This window comes from Prevotella rectalis (genome assembly GCF_900607215.1).
Lineage (GTDB): Bacteria > Bacteroidota > Bacteroidia > Bacteroidales > Bacteroidaceae > Prevotella > Prevotella brunnea.
Genome location: NZ_LR027820.1, coordinates 324,699 through 343,220, shown reverse-complemented (window position 1 = coordinate 343,220; position 18,522 = coordinate 324,699). Strand labels below are relative to the sequence as shown.

Below are 18,522 nucleotides of genomic sequence, written 5' to 3'. Positions count from 1 at the left end.
ATGAGTTTCTCATAGGCACGGCTGCGCATCTTCTCCAAAGACAATGCGTGTTGGAGGTTCACTATCTTCTGGCGCAATATCTCATTGTCTGTCAAATTCGTTTCTTTATGAGCCATACGATACCTCTGGATTACTTCCGAGGGCAAAGATAACGATTTTGAATCAATGGGCCAACGTTTCAGCCATTGGAACAGTGAACCACTAGACACATTCCACTTACGCAATATGGACGCTTGAGAAGAACCGCTAGAATAATAATCAATTAACACTTGCAGCTTGAACGAATTCGAAAATTCGCGTGGGGTTTTACGTTTTGTCATAATTTCTTACTTTTTTTATAGTCAGAATTGTGACAAGCTAAATCCGTATAAGACATTTAGGACACTATTGAGCTTTTCCCATATCGCCCGAGGAAGAATTTTCGCGTTTTCAACGACCTGCGCAAATAAAGAATATGTTTGTTTTTGTCCTGCCCGGATAGACAGGAGTTGATATGAGTGCATAGCGTATGGTGGGGGGTAATCAGTAAACTGCCGAATAACAAACCCACATCATTGAATTTTTCTAATGGCGGTCATTAGAAAAAAGAACTAAAGTGGGCTCTAATGATCGATTGGGGTTTAAGTTTTTCGCTTCGTTTGCAAAGTTAATACAGATATTTTAGAACCAAAAAAGATATAGTTCTTTTCTTGTTATGGTGTCTTGAAGTCAATAAAAATCCCACTATCCAAATAAGGTAGTGGGATGTATAATGCTTAATCCGTGTTTTGCATCGCCGCGGATAGGTCTTTATCTTATTTTATCATTTCCTTGCGAGTTGTTCCATCGCTCATCTTCACGATGTTCAAGCCGTGTTGCGGGGCATTCAACCGAACGCCGTTGGCATTGTAACGAGCCACCTCCATAGCATTGGAATCCTTGCTGACAACACCTTCAATGCCTTGAGTCGGAGAAACCAGCAACGTAATGTTATCAATGCAAGCACAAGGAGGAGTTTCGGATGCGCTGCCGTTGAAAGAGAATATTACATAGTCAATGTTTTTATCCATGAAATCCGCGAGATCAACCCATGTCCAATCTTTAATGTATTGCAACGAACCATCCTTAAATTCAGCCATCGTCACTTCTTTTTGTGCAAGTTTTGTGTCGTCATCATCTTCGGTTTCTCCGTATGCAAATCCCTCTATAACCAGCTTAAAGTAATCTCCGTCTTTGTTTAATGCAGGTGTGTAAGAATCGCCATTTAACATCTTTTCAAGGGTATAAGCTGAATTGTTGACATATAAACCTTTGATTTTTGTATCCTTTGCCAACTCGATAAATGTGTTGTTTCCGTTAATAATGCCAAAGGTTTCCGAATTGTATCCTCCTCCTTTTACATTATTATAGTAGTTGTAAGGATATTTTGCCGAATTGTCTGTTCTTTTTGAGATCGCAATACCGGTAAAGGACTCAATGTTGTTTTTCGAGTCCAAGGTGTAATCAAGTTGGAAAAGAAGTGGTCCTTCATAATATTTGCAATCATAAGTTGTAAGATCCTTGAGAAATGGATTTGTCACACCTTTTCCCTTCTTTTCTCCCAAATAATATCCATCAGCATTTAAGGTGATACCATCCAAGTTCTCGAATCCCTTTGCAACTTCCGTTAAGTCGTTCTGTGCCATGACCGGCATAGAGAAAACAGCCATGGCTGCTACCATTGAGTAAAAAATCTTTTTCATACGCTAAATAATATAAATTATAGTTTGATTGTTAATATTGATTAGGTTTGCCTGCTTACTCTTTTTTCAAAATGGCATTTTTCGCTAAGCCTCTCTTTGAAAGCAGACTGCTTACCATTTTTACTTAACATAAGTCTGCTCTTCTTTCATCGAAAAGCAGGTACGAGCGTGTTTTTGTAGCTCTGTGTCTGCATTAAAGTTTATTGGCTCTGTTTGCAAAGTTAATATAAAATTTTTAATGTGCAAAAATGTTGTGTTTTTATTTCTTCTACATTATAAATGAACTGTCTTTGTTGAGACACTTTCGCTCATCGAACCTCAAAAAGAGCAAGTAAACGAGTTTTTATATTCTCTTTTGACAAGCAGAAATCAGGTGTTTTTTAACTCTGCCTCATGCGAAACCATTGAAGCCATATCATCGACGCGAACAAATGCTTATCTCTTGCGGGGAGGGGATGAGCTTTTACCTCGCAAGGGCTTACCTTTCCAAAAGCGAAAACTCACGTTTATTAATTTATCTGCCTTATTTCTTTCTTTTGTCCCTACATCCTCTGTTCTTGGAACAGTTTCGAGCTTTGTGTACCAAGAAGAGCAGAAGAGTTATTTGACTTTACAAATATCAAATGGGGTACAACAGATGTCGCATGGGATGTCCGCCCCATTCGTTATCATCCACATATTGAAATCCGAGCCGCGAATACAGTTTTTCAGCTTTGGGATTGCCTTTATCAACGAGTAAGCCGGTCGGGAGATGGAGCATTCTTCCCTTTTCGATAGTGGCAAGGAGGAGTTTCGAGGCAATTCCTCGTCCACGACAGTTTTTATCCGTGCATAGCGAGTCTATGTAAAGTTCGCCACTTTGCGTCTCGTCCGGCATATCTGAATGGTCTATGCCGAACGATTGTTTTGCTCCTTCAATGAAAGCGCGTCGCAATTCGTGAAGTTTTGATCCTTCATAGCTAACACAAATACCCACAATTGTGTTGTCTTTTGTTTTAGCTACTAACGTGTTACGATAAGAATATTGAGAGTCCTCTTGTTCAACAAGCCGTTTCATCAGTCGATGGAAATCTTGCAAGGAGTGATGAGATCCGGCAAACCATTTGCAGCACTCGTGATTCATCGCCTCCATGATCATCTTGGCAATCATGGAAGCCTCTTCAGCGCGTGCGTTCACGATGTTTACAGTCATTGGTTTTTATTTCTTTAGGTCGTCAAACGCAGAGAGCAATTCTATGATTTGTTCCTCTATTCGCTGCACACCGCCTTTTACGTCCGATTCTATGTTGAGCGGTAAAACGGGATCGTGTAATGATTGGCGTAGCAAGAACCAGCCTTTTTCATTCTCTGCAGTGCAAGCCACGCGCACCCCCTCATAGTTAGGCATTACTATTTCCCATCCTTTATGTTTTCCAACAGATAGCTTCAACTCGTTAAGCACTTTTATGCCATAGTCCTTAAAGTCGTCAGCGGTTATCTTGAATCTTATCTCCTCACTTTCTTCGGGCTCTTTTAAGTCGGTAATCAAGTCTTGAAGTTTCTTGCCCTCTGTCTGCATTCGCGCTACCTCAATGAGCAGTTTTGCCACAAGATAGGCACCATCGTCAAGGAAATGGTTTTCTTTGAGCGCGGCATGCCCCGATGTCTCAATGGCAAGCCATGCTTCCTTACCTTCTTTGTTTAACCGCAACGCCTCGTTAATCACATTCTTATATCCCCTGCGGAAACGATGATGAATACCTTTTCTTTTAGAGATGAATTCCGAAAGTCCTTCTGACGTAACCGAATCGGTAACAATCGTACTGCCCGGGTGTTCGCGTAATATGATGGATGAGATTAGCGCAATGAGTGCGTTTCGGTTGATGGGCGTTCCGTTCTTATCTACAATGGCGGAGCGATCCACATCGGTATCGAAGATAATGCCAAGATCGGCTTTACTATCCGTTACCGCCTTACAAACGGACTCCATCGCATTTTTGTCTTCCGGATTGGGAACATGGTTCGGGAAATGTCCGTCCGGTTCTAAAAACCGGCTTCCTCGTGTGTCGGCTCCTAATTCCTCCAACACCTTGTGGGCAAAAAAACCACCTGCTCCATTCCCCGCATCAACAATGATTTTCATCCCTTTCAAAGGCTGAGTGCCAAGATTGGCACCATGCCGGATATAATCTGTGAGAAATCTGCTGTAGTTTTCCATGAAATCCACTTTCTGTATGTTTCCTTCTTCTCGGGTTTCTGTCTCCAGAAATTGTGGCGCGAGCTGCAAAAGGCTTGTGATGTCCGACTTATTTAATCCACCTTCGGAGGTAAAGAACTTCAATCCATTCCTGTTCCAAGGTAGATGACTGGCAGTAATCATAACCGCGCCGTCTATCTTTAGATTTGCATCAATGGTGGACATGAACATCGCGGGAGTCGAAGCCATACCGAAATCCAACACTTTGGCACCTGTTTCCGCTACTCCCATTGCGAATGAACGCAACAGTTCAGGACCGGAAATTCGAGAATCACGCCCTACGGCTATCGTCGGTTTTGTCTTTCCGTTCTTTTCCTTCAACCATGTAACAAAAGCCTTTGCCAATAATTTCACCACCTTTGTGGTGAGATTTACGTTCTCCCCTTCAATGCCTTCCAACGCTATGCCGCGAATGTCAGAGCCATTCTGTAGTTTTTTCCAATCCATTATAGTGTTGTTTTTCCTTTTATAATATCTTTATCTTCACTGCTTTGCAAAGATACTAAAAAGATTTGAGATTATGCCATCTGTCATGGTACTTAAAGCAATATTCAAAATGATCGTCAATGATGCCTATTGCTTGTAAATAGCTGTAGATGATGACAGTTCCGACATATTTGAACCCTCTCTTTTTCATGTCTTTTGCTATTTTGTCGCTTAACGCGTTGCGTGCGAAAGTCTTGTTTCTATGAGAGGGATAAACCATTGACTTTCTCTTGGTGAAGTTCCATATATAATGATCGAATGTGCCAAACTCCTCCCTGATTTTTATGAATGCTTTCGCATTGGCAGTCATTGCCTCTATTTTACTTTTGCTACGAATCATTTTCTCCGTATTCATCATGCGTTCCGTATCTTCGACAGAGAACCGCGCCACTTTCTCGTAATCAAAGTCGGAAAAGCATTTCCTCAATACATCTCTTTTCTTCAAGATAATCAGCCACGATAGTCCACACGACATGCTCTCCATTACCAAAAGCATAAAAAGTTCCCTATCATCATGTACAGGTACTCCCCATTCCTCATCATGATACTTTTGGAGAAGCGGCTCTTTTTCAGCCCATTTACATCTGTTATTCATTGACACATTGCTTATTTTGCTTACAAAGATAATGGATAAGAATGATAATTCAGAAAAAATATTTACTTTTGCAAAGGACCATACAATCAACCTGCCATGCGACCAAACGACATTTATACATTGGACAGCAGTCAAATTCCCGTAGTGAAAGCCGGCAGTGGCTACCATCTTGTTCTTGCCTCCCCGGGCTGCGGAAAGACACACATTTTAGCAGAGCGCATTCATTATGCACATGAACAAGGCGTGAGGTATGAAGATATGCTTTGTCTAACCTTTACAAATCGTGCGGCGCGCGAAATGCTCAAGCGTATCCATGTCGTGATGGATGATACCGAGATGGAGGCGTTAAAGGTGGGGAACGTGCATCACTTCTGCTCTAAATTCTTATTTGAGGGGGAATATGTGGCTGCCGATACTGCCATAATCGATGACGAAGAGGCTGTTGCCATTATTGCCGATTACAGAAATGAAAGCGAGGATGGAGTGTTGTCAGACTACAAACGATATAAGACTTACCAGGAAATTATCTTCTTTTCGCACCTGATGTATCAGATGGAGCATGCCCATCCGTGGCAGTATTTTCTTCATCCGGAATCTTTCACCGATGATGACCGCGATGCGTTGAAGGCTATTTGCCGACTGCAACGCAGGGAATATAACCAAAGGGTGGTGGCGGAGATATATCACAATGCGCAGCAATTCCTTGATGATGCAGATGCGCCGGACTTAGATTGGCGACTTGCCAACAAAATGCGATACTTGCTTTGGAAAATGTATTACGCTTCTTGTTATGAACAATACAAGACGCAACACCATCTGCTCGACTTTGAAGACCTGTTGCTTCGCACTTACGATATTTACGTCAGCGATGTGGGGTGCAAACGATACTCATGGATACAGGTTGATGAGGTGCAAGACCTCAATGCCATGCAGCTTGCCATTATTGATTTGCTCACGGAGAAAGAAAAACCCACAGTGATGTATCTCGGCGATGAGCAGCAAGCCATATTTTCGTTTATGGGAGCAAAGATGGAAACTTTGACACTCCTCAAAATGCGGTGTAAAGGAAACATCCATCACTTGTTGAAGAATCATCGCTCTCCTAAGTATTTATTGGACGTGTTCAACGATTACGCCGAAAAGCAAATGAATATCGACCGCGAACTCTTGCCCGTTACCGATAATGAAATGGCACTCCAATCGGGCGATCTGAGCATTCTGCCAAGCAAGACCATGGAAACCGAATTGGAAACTGTTGCCCAAAAAGCCTTGCAATTCCATGAAGCGAACAAGAATGATACAACAGCGGTTATCGTAAGTTCCAACGCTGATGCCGACAAAGTAAGCAAAGCGATGAACAGAATCCAACTTAGCCATTTTAAGGTGTCCGGTCGCGACCTTTTCGACACAAAAGGGGTGAAATTGCTTTTGGCACATTTGAACATATTGGCAAGCGAACACAACTCCCTTGCTTGGCAGCGCATATTGAAAGAGACGAAGGTCTTTCGTTCCAACGCACTTGCCGGTAGATTTGTTTATAAACTCAAGCAACTTGCCATTTCACCCATCGATTTGTTGCTCTACGAGGATAATACCTATGTCTCCGACTTTCTTCATACTTATCAAAATGAGGAAATCGTTGTGTTCGACACTGAGACAACGGGATTGAATGTTTTTGAAGACGATATCATAGAAATTGCGGCAATGAAGATACGCAACGGTGAAATCACGGACGAACCGCTTGATCTCTACATCCAAACCGATCGCCCCATATTGCGACTTCTGGGAGATAAGGAAAATCCTCTGTACGAGATTTATCACGCGAAACTCAATCAGGGCAAACTGCTCTCATCCCAAGAGGCTTTGCAACGCTTCATCGACTACGTGGGAGATGCCGTGTTATTGGGGCATAACGTGAATTACGATTACAACATCCTGGATTACAATTTTCGTCGGAACTTAGGACGTTCCATGCGCCAATATTCAAATCGCTATTTCGACTCCTTGAAACTGATGCGACTTCTCGAGCCAAATCTCTCGAATTACAGGTTGGAATCGCTCCTTAAACATTTTCAACTTGTGGGCGAGAACTCTCATCGTGCCATTGACGATGTGGGGGCAACGGTGAGTCTTGCTCGCCTTTGTTTCGAGAAGGCGAAACGAATGGTCACATCACAAATTTCCTTTCTTCATCACCCAAAGGTGCAACCATACATTCGCACCTTTCGTTTCGCCTATCGAGATTTGTTTGTTGAGGCTTATGACAGTCGATATGCGTTGTGCGACGGAAGCGATAGCGCATTGGTGAAGAACATGAAAATTGCCTATGAATATTTCCATAAAACCGGCACAATAGCAGAAATAGAACGACTGGGCTATATATTTCGTTTCTTGGATATGGATATGATAACCGACGAAAGCGTACCCAATGCCTTAATAGAGCAACTGAATAGCTACATGGCAGATATCAACACGTTGAAAGAAAGCGACTTCTGCAACAGTGTAAGTATTCGGGAACGAGTCTATGTTACCACGGTTCATAAGGCAAAAGGATTAGAATTTGATAACGTCATCGTGTTCGATGCTGCCAATGGGCGCTATCCCGGTTCATTCAATAAGAACAAAAAGAACGATGAAGAGGATGCACGGAAATTCTATGTTGCCATGTCGCGCGCCAAACGTCGCCTTTGCATTGCCTATGCCCTGACAAGCAAAGATCGTTACGGTGGTATTCACAATCGCGAACTTACTCCTTTCATGGATGCCATCCGGCAGTATTTTGACGTGAAGTGTTGAGAACCGCACGGCAGTTTTAATCTTGTACCGGGTATATACATAACGCAATCGGGCAGGATAAATCTTTGGCAAACCAATAACCGGGAATATTTTTTATTGTGAAATATCTTTACAGCTCCCTCTTTCCCTTTCGCTTTTTCGCGATGCGTAATCCTTTTCTTTGCAAATTCTCAAATTATCGCGTTTCATGTAATTGTCTTATTTTCAGCGGTCTATATTGATACGGCATATCAAAACTTATCTTTCCCACCTTTCTCTCTGTATATTCCTTTCTAAAAGCTTAGCTTTCGTAACGCAATCGCTTACGTTTTGAATACCGAAAGCTTAGCTTTCGCGCATCAAAAGCTTAGCCATTGTGCATTCCCTCCGGTTTTCTTGTCAGAGAAATTGCTTTTTATCGTCTTTTTATCTTTCTTCCTTTTCTCTTTTTCCCTTATCCGAAATGTTAAAAACTCGCACTTTTTCTTTACAAATCATGCCTACCTGATTAATGCTTTTATTTTCCCATTTTCTGTTTTTCACGTCCAAAGACATTCTGGCTTGAAGTATGACGTGTGAGTCATAAAAAGTATGAATGCGAATGATTATCGTTTAAAAATTAAGGATGACCACCTTTTCCCCTCGTAAATTTTCAATCGCCCGGATTTATCTTAACTCTCGTGTTATGTATCGCGATTTTCCTTTCGCGCCGCTATCTTTATGGTATTCGTAATCAATCAACTATCAGAGTATTACGAACAAACAGAGATGCATACGGAGAGAAGCTGTATTGCCTCTTGGGGAAAAGTATGTTCGTTTTTTGAAAACGTATAATCGTTTTGTTGCGGAATGCAGATGATGCCAGAGATAGTGTCAGCTATTCGTTTATATTTGAAGTGGGATAAGTAACATCCCATAGGAAGAGTGCATTTCCCGGGACACTATCTCCGGCATCACCGCGTTCACCTGTATCGACTATTCGCTTAAACTCGTTGATGCTCAACCGTCCGCGTCCTACATCAATTAGTGTCCCCACAATTGCGCGAACCATATTCCGCAAAAAACGGTTGGCAGTAATGATAAAGCACCAATTACCATCTTTACAAACATCGGCAGCACCAATCGGTGAAGTTGTTTCACACCATTTGGCAAAAGTCACGGTGCAAATCGTCGTGCGCACATCTGCTCCAGCTTTACAAAAGCACTTAAAATCTTTCTCACCCAAGAGATATTGTGCAGCCTGATTCATTGCCCTAAAGTCGAGATTATAATGTAATTGATAGGAATATTTCCTCAAGAACGGATTTTTCGTACAATGTAGGTAATAGTGATAAGTACGGGATGTGGCTGAAAATCTCGCATGCAGTTCACCATCAACCGGATAAACGTTAGCCACCGATACATCATGGGGAAGCAAACGGTTGAGCTTATAAATCAATTGCTTTGTATTGATGGGATTTTCAAAATCAAAATGCGCTGTCATCTTACGGGCATGAACACCGGCATCTGTTCTGCCGGCACCGGTAACAGACATCGCCTGCCTTAAAAGCGTGGACAAGGCGTGTTCCAAAACCTCCTGAACGGATATACCGTTAGGTTGGATTTGCCACCCATGATAATGGGTTCCGTCATAGGAAAAATCGATAAAATATCTCTGCATATTCGACATGCAAAGATAATAAAATTTAACGGAACTCCAATCGATCGCTAAAAAAACTCGATAACAGCCAACAAATCAACAAAAAGACATAGATGAGAAAAACCTGAAAAGCGGAAGGGTTGATATTCTCGATACTTGCGCCGGGTAAAGAGGCAATATGATGTAAGGTGGAATTCAGAAAGCCTGAGATACCGGTCATCAATCTAAGAATGAAAAAGTAAATATCAGGAAAAGCATAAGTTGCAAACATTGCCACTGCCAAATAAAGAATAATCAACGCGCAGGGAATGGCAAATAGGTTCGTGAGAAAGAAATAACAGGATATTCGCTGAAAATAATGGGCGACCAAAGGTGCTGTTCCCAATTGAGCCGCAATCGAAACAACCATTATGCTCCACAGCCATCTTAACACCCAAACTTTTTGAAGTATCGCGGTCGGAATGAGATGATAAAGAATAGGAAAGAACAACGAGATGGACAACACTGCCATGAACGACATCTCAAAACCAATGTCATAAAGGCTCATCGGATGTACTACCAACATAATGATTGCTGCCAACGCCAAAGTGTTTACAGATAGTTTGTCGCGCTTCAATAAGGATATGGCTGCAAATATTGTCAGCATCAAGGCAGAACGAACCACAGAAGGCGAGAAATCCACGATGGCGACATACGCCCAAACAGCCATTAAAGCAATCAACTCCTTGACAGCCAAGTTCCGAAGGAAATTCATTCCGGGAATTCCACGAAACAACGAGAGCAAAAAGAGAAGCGCACCATAGATAATACTTAAATGCAGACCTGAGAGAGCCAACAAATGGCTTGCCCCGGCAACAGAATAATCATCTTTTACATTTTTGGACAACAGTGACTTATAACCTAAGGTCATCGCGGAGACCACTGCTAAATCATCATTCTTCCCACACGCACTCTCATATTGCCGTAGAAGTTGATGTCGAAAACGTTTCACAAGAAGCGTAGCTCTTTCCCAATGACTTAAACTCCTCAAATCAAGCGAGACTTTCTCCCAGTTGTTAAAATAAATAAAGGTGGTGAAAACGTATCCTTGTGTCTTCATCCATGTGGCATAATCGAAATCCGAACCCGGAAAATTAACCGGTTCTTCCATTCGCGAGTATGCCTTAATTCCGTCACCGACATGAAGATGTTGATAACGGTTTGAGACAGTATCTCTTAATATCGATGCCTTTACCTTAATAAGTTTGTCATTGTTCAAGACTCCCAAGTCCGCTTGCACTACCTTTCCATGCCTTTCCGGTTCACTCAAGACAACGGCATCGTAAAAAATCGGATGGGAAGGCAATGAAACATTAGCAAACTCATTTTCATTCGCCATCAGAAAACCACCTAAAAAGAATATGGAAAAGTACAACAAGCCACTTTGAGCAAATTTTAACCTGCGGAACAAATAAGAAAACAGTAAAAACGCAATGAAACATATCAACCATGCCAAACAGGAAATCTCACCTATGAAATTCCTTGCAACAATCATACCGGGTATGAGTACCGCCACAACCTTGACAAGCGGATATAACTGCATTTCGGCTGTTAAGTTCATGCGTAATTTCATTAAGGTAACTAACGAGCTCGAGACAGCTTACAATATCTTCATGGCTATAGCTGCACAAGCCTCAGCATCAGCCAAAGCATGGTGATGGTTTGCCAAATCATATCCACAGTGCGTGGCAATGACATCAAGAGAGTGCTTGCCACCATGCCATAATTTGCGCGATGCGACAAGAGTACAATAGAACTCATAATCGGGATAATCCATCTGATATACTCGAAAAACAGCTTTTAAGCAACTCTCGTCAAAAGCTTTGTTGTGTGCCACAAGAGGTAGCCCGGCTATCTTTGGCTCAATTTGTGCCCACACTTCCGGAAAATTGGGAGCATCTTGAGTATCAACCTCGCAAAGACCATGAACCAAACTACACCAGTAAGTATAATATTCCGGTTCCGGCTTAATTAATGAATAAAACTCATCCGTAATTACTCCGTCACGCACAATGACTATTCCAACAGAACACACAGATGAACGCTCATTATTGGCTGTTTCAAAATCGATTGCCGCAAAATCTTGCATGATTAATTATCTATTTTCTCGTTTCTCTTCGTTTTTTATTGTTACAAATTTACATAAAAATCACGATATATAAGCCAGTGGAAATAAAAAAAAACGGAAAATAAATTCCCGCCCCCTCCCTTTTGACTGTAAAAGTGTCAAGACCAACATAAGTTCTTTATCCTAAATGCGTGATTTGATGCTCAAATATCACGTACAGGGGGGGGATGAAAAGCACGAGTGTATATTCAGTGAGCTGGGTTCGCGAGAGCTTTGTCCCACCAGAGCTCATACAGCAATTGTGGCAGTACGACTTTGATGGCGAGATTGTTCGTAAGCTGAGCAAGCTCGATGCTGTAGTGCAGTGCTGCAACATACGGACCAGCAACTACGTCTCAAGTGCGAACAGCAAGAGTTACAAGATCTGTCATGTGGGATTGTCCCGAAAAACGGCTGTTTTAGTTACTTTGATAAAAAGTTATTTCAGGTTTTATAGAGGAAAGTTAAGAAAAAAATCTCTTGCCAAACATCTGAAATTCATTCTTTTCATAGACTCACAGCCGGAATAATATCGAATATCAGATAAAGTCAGCAAAAAGCACCTTATAATATTTACATCTCTCATAGTAATTCCGTATCTTTGCAAAATGATATTCTATTTCTCCGGAACAGGAAACAGTCGCTGGGTAGCCAAAGAAGTGAGCACACAAATCGGCGAACGGCTTATTAACATTCAAGACGCTATCAAAGAGGATTGCGGATTCTCCCTTGAAAAGGAAGAAAGGTTAGGCTTTGTGTTTCCCATTCATGGTTGGAGAATTCCAAATATCGTAACTGCTTTCTTGGATAAGCTGAAGCTAACATCCACCGTTTGTGATGAATGTTATTCTTTCTGTATCGTAACTGCCGGTGATACCATAGGAAGGACAATGGAAAGATTTGAAAAGAAATTCTTAAAGATCAATACCAACCGCAAACTAAGCCTACATGCGGTCGCCTCGTTTATCATGCCGGAGAGTTATGTGGGACTACCCGGAATGGATGTTGATACGAAAGAAAAAGAGAAAAACAAGATAACACTTGCCCAACATGAGCTGAAACGCTTTATAGAGACAATAAGCGAAAGACGATCGAAAACAAACGAAAAGTCTTTGGGGTGGAACGAATTGCACAGAGGACCCTTTCCCGATTTCTTCTCCGGTATTATAGGAGCGTTCTTCCAAAAGGTTCTCATTACCGACAAGCCCTTCAGGGTAGTTGATGAGAGGTGTGTCAAGTGCGGAATATGCGCAAACGTGTGCCCGGTGAACAATATCGTGGGAGAGCTTGGCATGAAACCAACTTGGAAACACAACAAGAAATGCCTGACATGCTTCGCTTGTTATCACCACTGCCCGCACCATGCCATTGAATTTGGACATCAAACAAAAAACAAAGGTCAATATTTCTTTGGAAGAAGAAAATTACACAGCAATTAATCAACATTTGGAAATATGAAAAAAGCTATCATCTTAATTTGCCTTATCTTATCCACCATAGGAGTAAAAGCAAGCAAAGCCATTTCCACACCATTTCAAGTGCGCCAACCCGATGGAACTATTCTAACATTGATGCTACATGGGGATGAGCACTTTAGTTGGATAACGACTCCGGACAATGCTCTTGTGATAGAGACTCACAAAGGTTATTACATCGCAAAAATAAACGATTACGGAGAATTAATGGCAACAAACCAGCTCGCACACAATGCTTCAAACAGAACCGATTTGGAAAAGCGATTAATACAATTGCAAAACAGAAGCAGCTTTTTCAACACAGCGGAAAAAGCGATGAGAACAAGGAGAGCCATGGAAATAGGAACAACTACACCACCCTATTTTCCACATACCGGAAGTCCGAAAGTTTTAACAATATTAGTTGAATTTTCCGACTCGACTTTCTACATGTCCAATCCCAAAAAGAATTTCAATCAATACTTAAACTGTGAAGGGAAGCCGGAGAAGTTTGACGCTTTCGACAATCGAAACTTCGGAAGCGTAAGACAATACTTTAAGGACATGAGTGGTGGGAAGTTTACACCTCAATTCGATGTGATAGGTCCCATCCGCCTTTCCAAGCCTTTAAGCTATTATGGTGCAGATGGCAAAGGTGGCAATCCCAAAGATTTGAATATCAGAGAATTGATAAAGGAAGCATGCTCGGCTGTTGATGACAGTGTAAACTTCAAAGATTACGACAATAACAATGATGGAATCGCCGATTTGGTCTATGTTATCTATGCGGGCTACTCACAATCGGTTGGTAATCTTTCAACGGATATATGGCCAAAGTCATCGTGGTTGAGCGAAGACTTTAAGCTTGATGGTGTTTCCATTAAAAGGTTCGGCGTCAGCAATGAATTGAATTACACCAGACGTCTGAAAGATAAAAATGGTAAAAAGATAAAAGTTATTAATGGAATAGGTCTTTTCTGCCATGAGTTCTCCCACACCATGGGCTTGCCTGACTTTTATCCATATAATCAAGCAGCTCAAATAGACAATCAGACAATGGAGTTTTGGGATTTAATGGACGGAGGAGAATACACAGATGCGGGTTATACTCCCACCCCTTATACTCCTTGGGAGAAGGAAGTCATGGGTTGGAAGAATATAGAAACACTTGCAAATGACACTGCAAAAATAACTCTCAAGGCAGACGAAGCTCTGAAAATAACAAGCGATGACGCAAGAGAATATATTGTCTTGCACAATATTGCCAACCAAGGGTGGCACAAAGCTCTCTATAAGTCCATCGGTCACGGAATGCTTGTATATAGGATCAATTACGAAAGGGGAAAAGTCAATATGTTCGACCATGTAAACGACACTCCCGGAAAACCGGGCATGACAATAGTGCCTGCCGATGGCTTGCTGATTACTTCCTATAACAAAGAAATCGCCCATAAAGATTACGTGGCACATCATGCCGGCGACCCATTCCCTGGAACTTCGGATGTTCACTCAATAAAGAATATAAAATTGAATCACAGCACTCTCAAGAAACCGATTTACAACATAAAGGAAACCAACGATGCCATTACTTTCGAGTATCTGAAGGACCTCACAGCAGCCGGTATAGAGAAAAACGAGTCCGCCCAGACTGCGAAGCTAAAGAAAGACATGAAGATATATAACCTCAATGGTAAGTTCATGGGTATCAATCGGAATGAACTGCCACACGGTATCTATATACAAAACAACGAAAAGTTCGTAAAATAAGGGTAATCATAACCAATCCCCATACACCACCTAAAGGATATGGGGATTGTTTTTTGTGCAAATCTTACAGATCGGAAACTTCTCCATTATTCATCATAACGAAAGCCGAAAAAGCACACCACGTTTCTTAATACACTCTCGGACCGAAGATTGCCGTACCAACTCTCACCATAGTGGAACGACACTCTACGGCGATGGGATAGTCATTGCTCATTCCCCAAGACCGCTCCTTAAATTCAGGGTCATCGGCAAAAAATGTTTGCTTAACCTCATCAAAAAATTCCGCTGCCTGCAGCATTTCTCGTCTTATCTGTTCCCTATCATCGGTATTGGAAGCCATCATCATTAAGCCGGAGATGTGCACATTAGTAAATTGCCTCCATTCATCACCTTGCAAAAGGCTGCGGCAAGCATCCAAACTAAACCCATACTTCGTTTCCTCCTCAGCTATGTGCAACTCCAACAAAACATTGATGATGCGATTGTTCTTTAGAGCTTGCTTATTGATTTCCTTGAGAAGCTTGAAAGAGTCCACTGCCTCTATCATCGATATGAAAGGAGCAATATATTTCACTTTGTTAGTCTGTAAATGACCAATGAAATGCCACTCTATGTCCCTTGGGAGCTGTTCTACTTTTCTTGATAATTCCTGCTCATGACTTTCACCAAAAACTCTCTGACCTTCTTTATAAGCTGCCTCAATATACTCTTTTGGATGAAACTTGCTGACAGCCACTAACTTCACTCCTTCAGGTAATTCAGCTGAAACCTTCCGCAAATTCGATGCAACATCAAACATAAACTCTATGCCTCCTTATCCTTTTTTTATTGAATTGATTTATTCGTATTCCGGTTTTTCTTTCTCAGAAGCCGATACATTCTTATGTTCAAACACATCCATTATCTTTGTTTCCGTAACGGCAACTATATCGTAATCAATCATTGTCTTGTTCATTACTTCATCCACATGTTTTACGGCACCATTAACGGAATGTGCCTGAACAAGATAAGTTATGGTTGAACGCTTTTCTTTCTCAGTTTTCTCATCAATGGTAATAAAAGATAGTCTTGTCTTAAACCATTTATCATCAGTGTCGATATCACTAAAGAAAATTTCCCCATAACTTGCTGGGGAGATAGCTTTCACCTCAAACTCACCACTAATATAATGCGACATTTCTTTCGTAATGGTACTTTCGGCTTCCGAAAAGCTCAAGGCATCCACGGTATAAGCTTCAAGCACTTTTTTATTCTGACCGTCTTCCATAATCTTATCGTAACGAACTTTGGTTTCAAACCAAGAACTTGTCTTACTTCTCATACTTCATTTTTTTTAATTTTATCCACCATCGTAATTTCTTGCGAAATATAAATAATCATTATGCAAATGTAATAAAAAAGTATGGGTTTAGCGTTGTTTTTTGCATATAAAATAAAAAAAAACTCTATCTTTGCATCATCAGATAAGAAAGGGTGCTCATCGCGAAAAGAGCGATTGACGCGAACTCATCGAAATAATAAGATATTATGAATTTTCCCTTATTCATCGCAGGAAAGATTTATCGAAATGAAGACAAGGCACGAAAGGTGTCCAAACCAGCCATCCGCATCGCTACGATTGGTGTAGCGGTAGGACTTGCCGTAATGATTGTGTCGGTAAGTGTGGTCTTGGGCTTTAAACACACCATTAGAAATAAAGTCATCGGATTCGGAAGCCATATCACTGTTGCAGATTTCATGTCGTTGCAAAGCTCGGAGAACTACCCTATCGCAGTCAGCGACAGCTTAATGGGTGCTTTAGAAAAAGTAAACGGCGTGAAACATACGCAACGATTTGCCTACTGTCAAGGGATATTGAAAACCGATGACGACTTCCTCGGTGTAACGCTAAAGGGAGTTGGACCGGAATTCGACTCAACATTCATCCATGAAAACATGGTGGCGGGCAGTATTCCGACCTTTTCCGACAAGAACAGTCAGCAGAAAATACTCATTTCAAAAAATATTGCCAACAAACTAAGCGTGAAAGTCGGAGATAAAATCTTCGCCTACTTCGTAAACGAACAAGGGGTAAGAATGCGAAAGTTCGCTATCTGTGGCATCTACGAAACCAACTTGAAACAATTTGATTCGCAAATTTGTTTGACCGATTTATATACCACCAACAAATTAAATGGCTGGGAACCGGATCAGTGCTCCGGTGTTGAACTGCAAATAAAAGATTTCAACCAACTTGAGCAAACGTCAATAAACGTACTGAGCCAAGTAAAGAACAAGGTGGATAAATATGGCAGCACCTATTCTTCAGAAACGGTAATAGAACAAAACCCACAAATCTTTTCATGGCTGGACTTAATGGACTTGAATGTCTGGATTATCTTGGGTTTGATGGTGGCAGTGGCAGGAGTTACCATGATTTCCGGACTACTGATCATCATCTTGGAACGAACACAAATGATAGGCATCATGAAAGCCATCGGAGCAAACAACCGCCAAATAAGGCACGTCTTTTTATGGTTTGCTACTTTCGTTATCGGGAAAGGACTGCTAATTGGCAACCTTTTGGGCATCGGATTGATACTTTTTCAAGAACACACCAAGTTCTTAAGACTCAACCCCCAAACATATTATGTCGATACGGTTCCAACCGAAATAAACACGATTCTGATTATCGGATTGAATATTGTTACCCTATTAATATGTGTTTTTGTACTCATTGCGCCAAGCTATTTAATCAGTCATATTCATCCCGCCAAATCCATGCGATACGAATAAGCCGAATAACAAAGCGCAATACATTTTTTATACTTCAAGAATTATTTTAGAGGCATACAATATCAGCGAGAAGACACAATCTAAATCCGGGAAACAGGAGGCAAACCACAAGGAAAAACATTTACATCTCCAGCCTTTTCATCCTACCACATAAAGCACTGATATTCAAAAAGATAGATTTCAGTTATCAAAAGCTTAGCTTTCACATCGCAAAACCTTAGCTTTTGCATCGCAAAAGGTAAGCTTTTGCATCGCGAAAGCTTACCAATTAATCCGCTATAGTAATTCGTTTTTACAAAAGTAGATAATAGATTTCATTTGGCAAACTTCATTTTTGCATGCAAGCGCACGAGCATGGGACAAGAAACGGCTCAGTAGAAAATCAGTGGGGATATGCGTATAGATTTGCAATTCTGAATAGGAAGAACTTCTTGTCTGCCACTCCTCTTAGATTAGCTCGGAAAAGTTTAATTTTGGCATTGAACGATTCTGCCATGGCATTCGAAGCCCTGTTGTTATAGAAGTTCAATATCTCATCATAATGCTCGTAGAATGTGGCAGCAATGACATTGAATGAATGAAAGCCTGCCTCTTCAACTTTATTGTACCACCGTGCCATGGAAAGTCTGGCTGCATACTTGATGGTGTTCTTTGCAAAGATCATGCGCAGAGAATGGCACAATCCGTATGCCTTTTGGATGTCCGGATATTGTTCAAAAAGAATTTTAGCTCGCAGTTTCTGACGCTCGGTCCATTTGTCAGCGGACTTGAAGAGCAGATATCTTGACCTGGCGAGAAGCTCTTTTCTTGTATCTCCATTAGCGTATCGGTATGGGCTGTATGGTTCATCGCAGAGTTTTGCCTCCTCCATCTCGTCGTTTGCCTGCTGTATTGCATCCCAGCGGTGCTTGATACGCAATTCCTGTAC

At 41.4% G+C, this 18,522-nt stretch carries 15 protein-coding genes and 1 pseudogene; 5 read left to right on the top strand and 11 right to left on the bottom strand.

All coding sequences use genetic code 11. The features are described 5' to 3' along the window. The 5 genes from E0E16_RS13860 to E0E16_RS02245 form a co-directional block, all read right to left on the bottom strand. Positions 1-320: transposase (locus E0E16_RS13860; RefSeq protein WP_223177182.1), on the bottom strand; the 320-nt coding region annotated here is incomplete at its 3' end. A 474-nt stretch (positions 321-794) separates the two neighbouring features. Beyond that, a complete protein-coding gene (locus tag E0E16_RS02260; protein WP_130828646.1) occupies positions 795-1,721 on the bottom strand; it encodes a DUF4465 domain-containing protein in 927 nt (308 codons plus the stop codon). A gap of 619 nt (positions 1,722-2,340) precedes the next feature. Continuing rightward, entirely contained in the window at positions 2,341-2,913 is a 573-nt protein-coding gene (locus E0E16_RS02255) for a GNAT family N-acetyltransferase (RefSeq protein ID WP_130828645.1), read from the bottom strand. A gap of 6 nt (positions 2,914-2,919) precedes the next feature. After that, complete coding sequence (locus tag E0E16_RS02250; protein WP_130828644.1) at positions 2,920-4,404, bottom strand: phosphohexomutase domain-containing protein; 1,485 nt, start codon at positions 4,402-4,404, stop codon at positions 2,920-2,922. Between the two features lie 55 nt (positions 4,405-4,459). Then, positions 4,460-5,038, bottom strand: coding sequence for a DNA-3-methyladenine glycosylase I (locus E0E16_RS02245; protein WP_130828643.1), 579 nt, complete (start codon positions 5,036-5,038; stop codon positions 4,460-4,462). Positions 5,039-5,134: 96 nt separating this feature from the next. Here E0E16_RS02245 and E0E16_RS02240 point away from each other — a divergent pair, with 96 nt between their 5' ends. Beyond that, entirely contained in the window at positions 5,135-7,834 is a 2,700-nt protein-coding gene (locus E0E16_RS02240) for a 3'-5' exonuclease (protein ID WP_130828642.1), read from the top strand. A gap of 856 nt (positions 7,835-8,690) precedes the next feature. On the opposite strand, the gene truA is transcribed toward E0E16_RS02240, so the two are convergent. The 3 genes from truA to E0E16_RS02225 are packed head-to-tail and all read right to left on the bottom strand — an operon-like array spanning position 8,691 to position 11,580. Next, positions 8,691-9,473, bottom strand: a complete 783-nt coding sequence (truA, locus tag E0E16_RS02235) for a tRNA pseudouridine(38-40) synthase TruA (RefSeq protein ID WP_130828641.1) — start codon at positions 9,471-9,473, stop codon at positions 8,691-8,693. Between the two features lie 25 nt (positions 9,474-9,498). Next, positions 9,499-11,052, bottom strand: coding sequence for a ComEC/Rec2 family competence protein (locus tag E0E16_RS02230; RefSeq protein WP_158635982.1), 1,554 nt, complete (start codon positions 11,050-11,052; stop codon positions 9,499-9,501). Positions 11,053-11,091: 39 nt separating this feature from the next. Then, positions 11,092-11,580: a 3'-5' exonuclease gene (locus tag E0E16_RS02225; RefSeq protein WP_130828639.1), complete on the bottom strand. Its 489-nt coding sequence runs from the start codon at positions 11,578-11,580 to the stop codon at positions 11,092-11,094. 239 nt (positions 11,581-11,819) lie between these two features. Here E0E16_RS02225 and E0E16_RS14905 point away from each other — a divergent pair. The 3 genes and pseudogenes from E0E16_RS14905 to E0E16_RS02210 form a co-directional block, all read left to right on the top strand. Continuing rightward, positions 11,820-11,981: pseudogene (locus tag E0E16_RS14905) on the top strand (IS110 family RNA-guided transposase); the annotation flags it as partial. 225 nt (positions 11,982-12,206) lie between these two features. Continuing rightward, entirely contained in the window at positions 12,207-13,037 is an 831-nt protein-coding gene (locus E0E16_RS02215; protein ID WP_130828638.1) for an EFR1 family ferrodoxin, read from the top strand. Between the two features lie 15 nt (positions 13,038-13,052). Then, positions 13,053-14,819 (top strand): M6 family metalloprotease domain-containing protein, encoded by a 1,767-nt coding sequence (locus E0E16_RS02210; RefSeq protein WP_130828637.1) that lies wholly within the window; start codon positions 13,053-13,055, stop codon positions 14,817-14,819. Between the two features lie 127 nt (positions 14,820-14,946). Here the strand turns inward: E0E16_RS02210 and E0E16_RS02205 are convergent, their stop codons facing one another. Together E0E16_RS02205 and E0E16_RS02200 are read right to left on the bottom strand one after the other, a co-directional pair. After that, a complete protein-coding gene (locus E0E16_RS02205; RefSeq protein ID WP_130828636.1) occupies positions 14,947-15,618 on the bottom strand; it encodes a YggS family pyridoxal phosphate-dependent enzyme in 672 nt (223 codons plus the stop codon). 39 nt (positions 15,619-15,657) lie between these two features. Further along, positions 15,658-16,140 carry a DUF4494 domain-containing protein gene (locus E0E16_RS02200; RefSeq protein WP_130828635.1) on the bottom strand — a complete coding sequence of 161 codons (483 nt, stop codon included), beginning with the start codon at positions 16,138-16,140 and terminating at the stop codon, positions 15,658-15,660. Positions 16,141-16,346: 206 nt separating this feature from the next. Between E0E16_RS02200 and E0E16_RS02195 the strand changes: the two genes are divergently transcribed. Further along, positions 16,347-17,594, top strand: coding sequence for an ABC transporter permease (locus E0E16_RS02195; RefSeq protein ID WP_130828634.1), 1,248 nt, complete (start codon positions 16,347-16,349; stop codon positions 17,592-17,594). A 382-nt stretch (positions 17,595-17,976) separates the two neighbouring features. On the opposite strand, the gene E0E16_RS02190 is transcribed toward E0E16_RS02195, so the two are convergent. Continuing rightward, positions 17,977-18,522 (bottom strand): ISAon1 family transposase (locus tag E0E16_RS02190; RefSeq protein ID WP_130829715.1); only part of this gene is annotated, 546 nt, incomplete at its 5' end.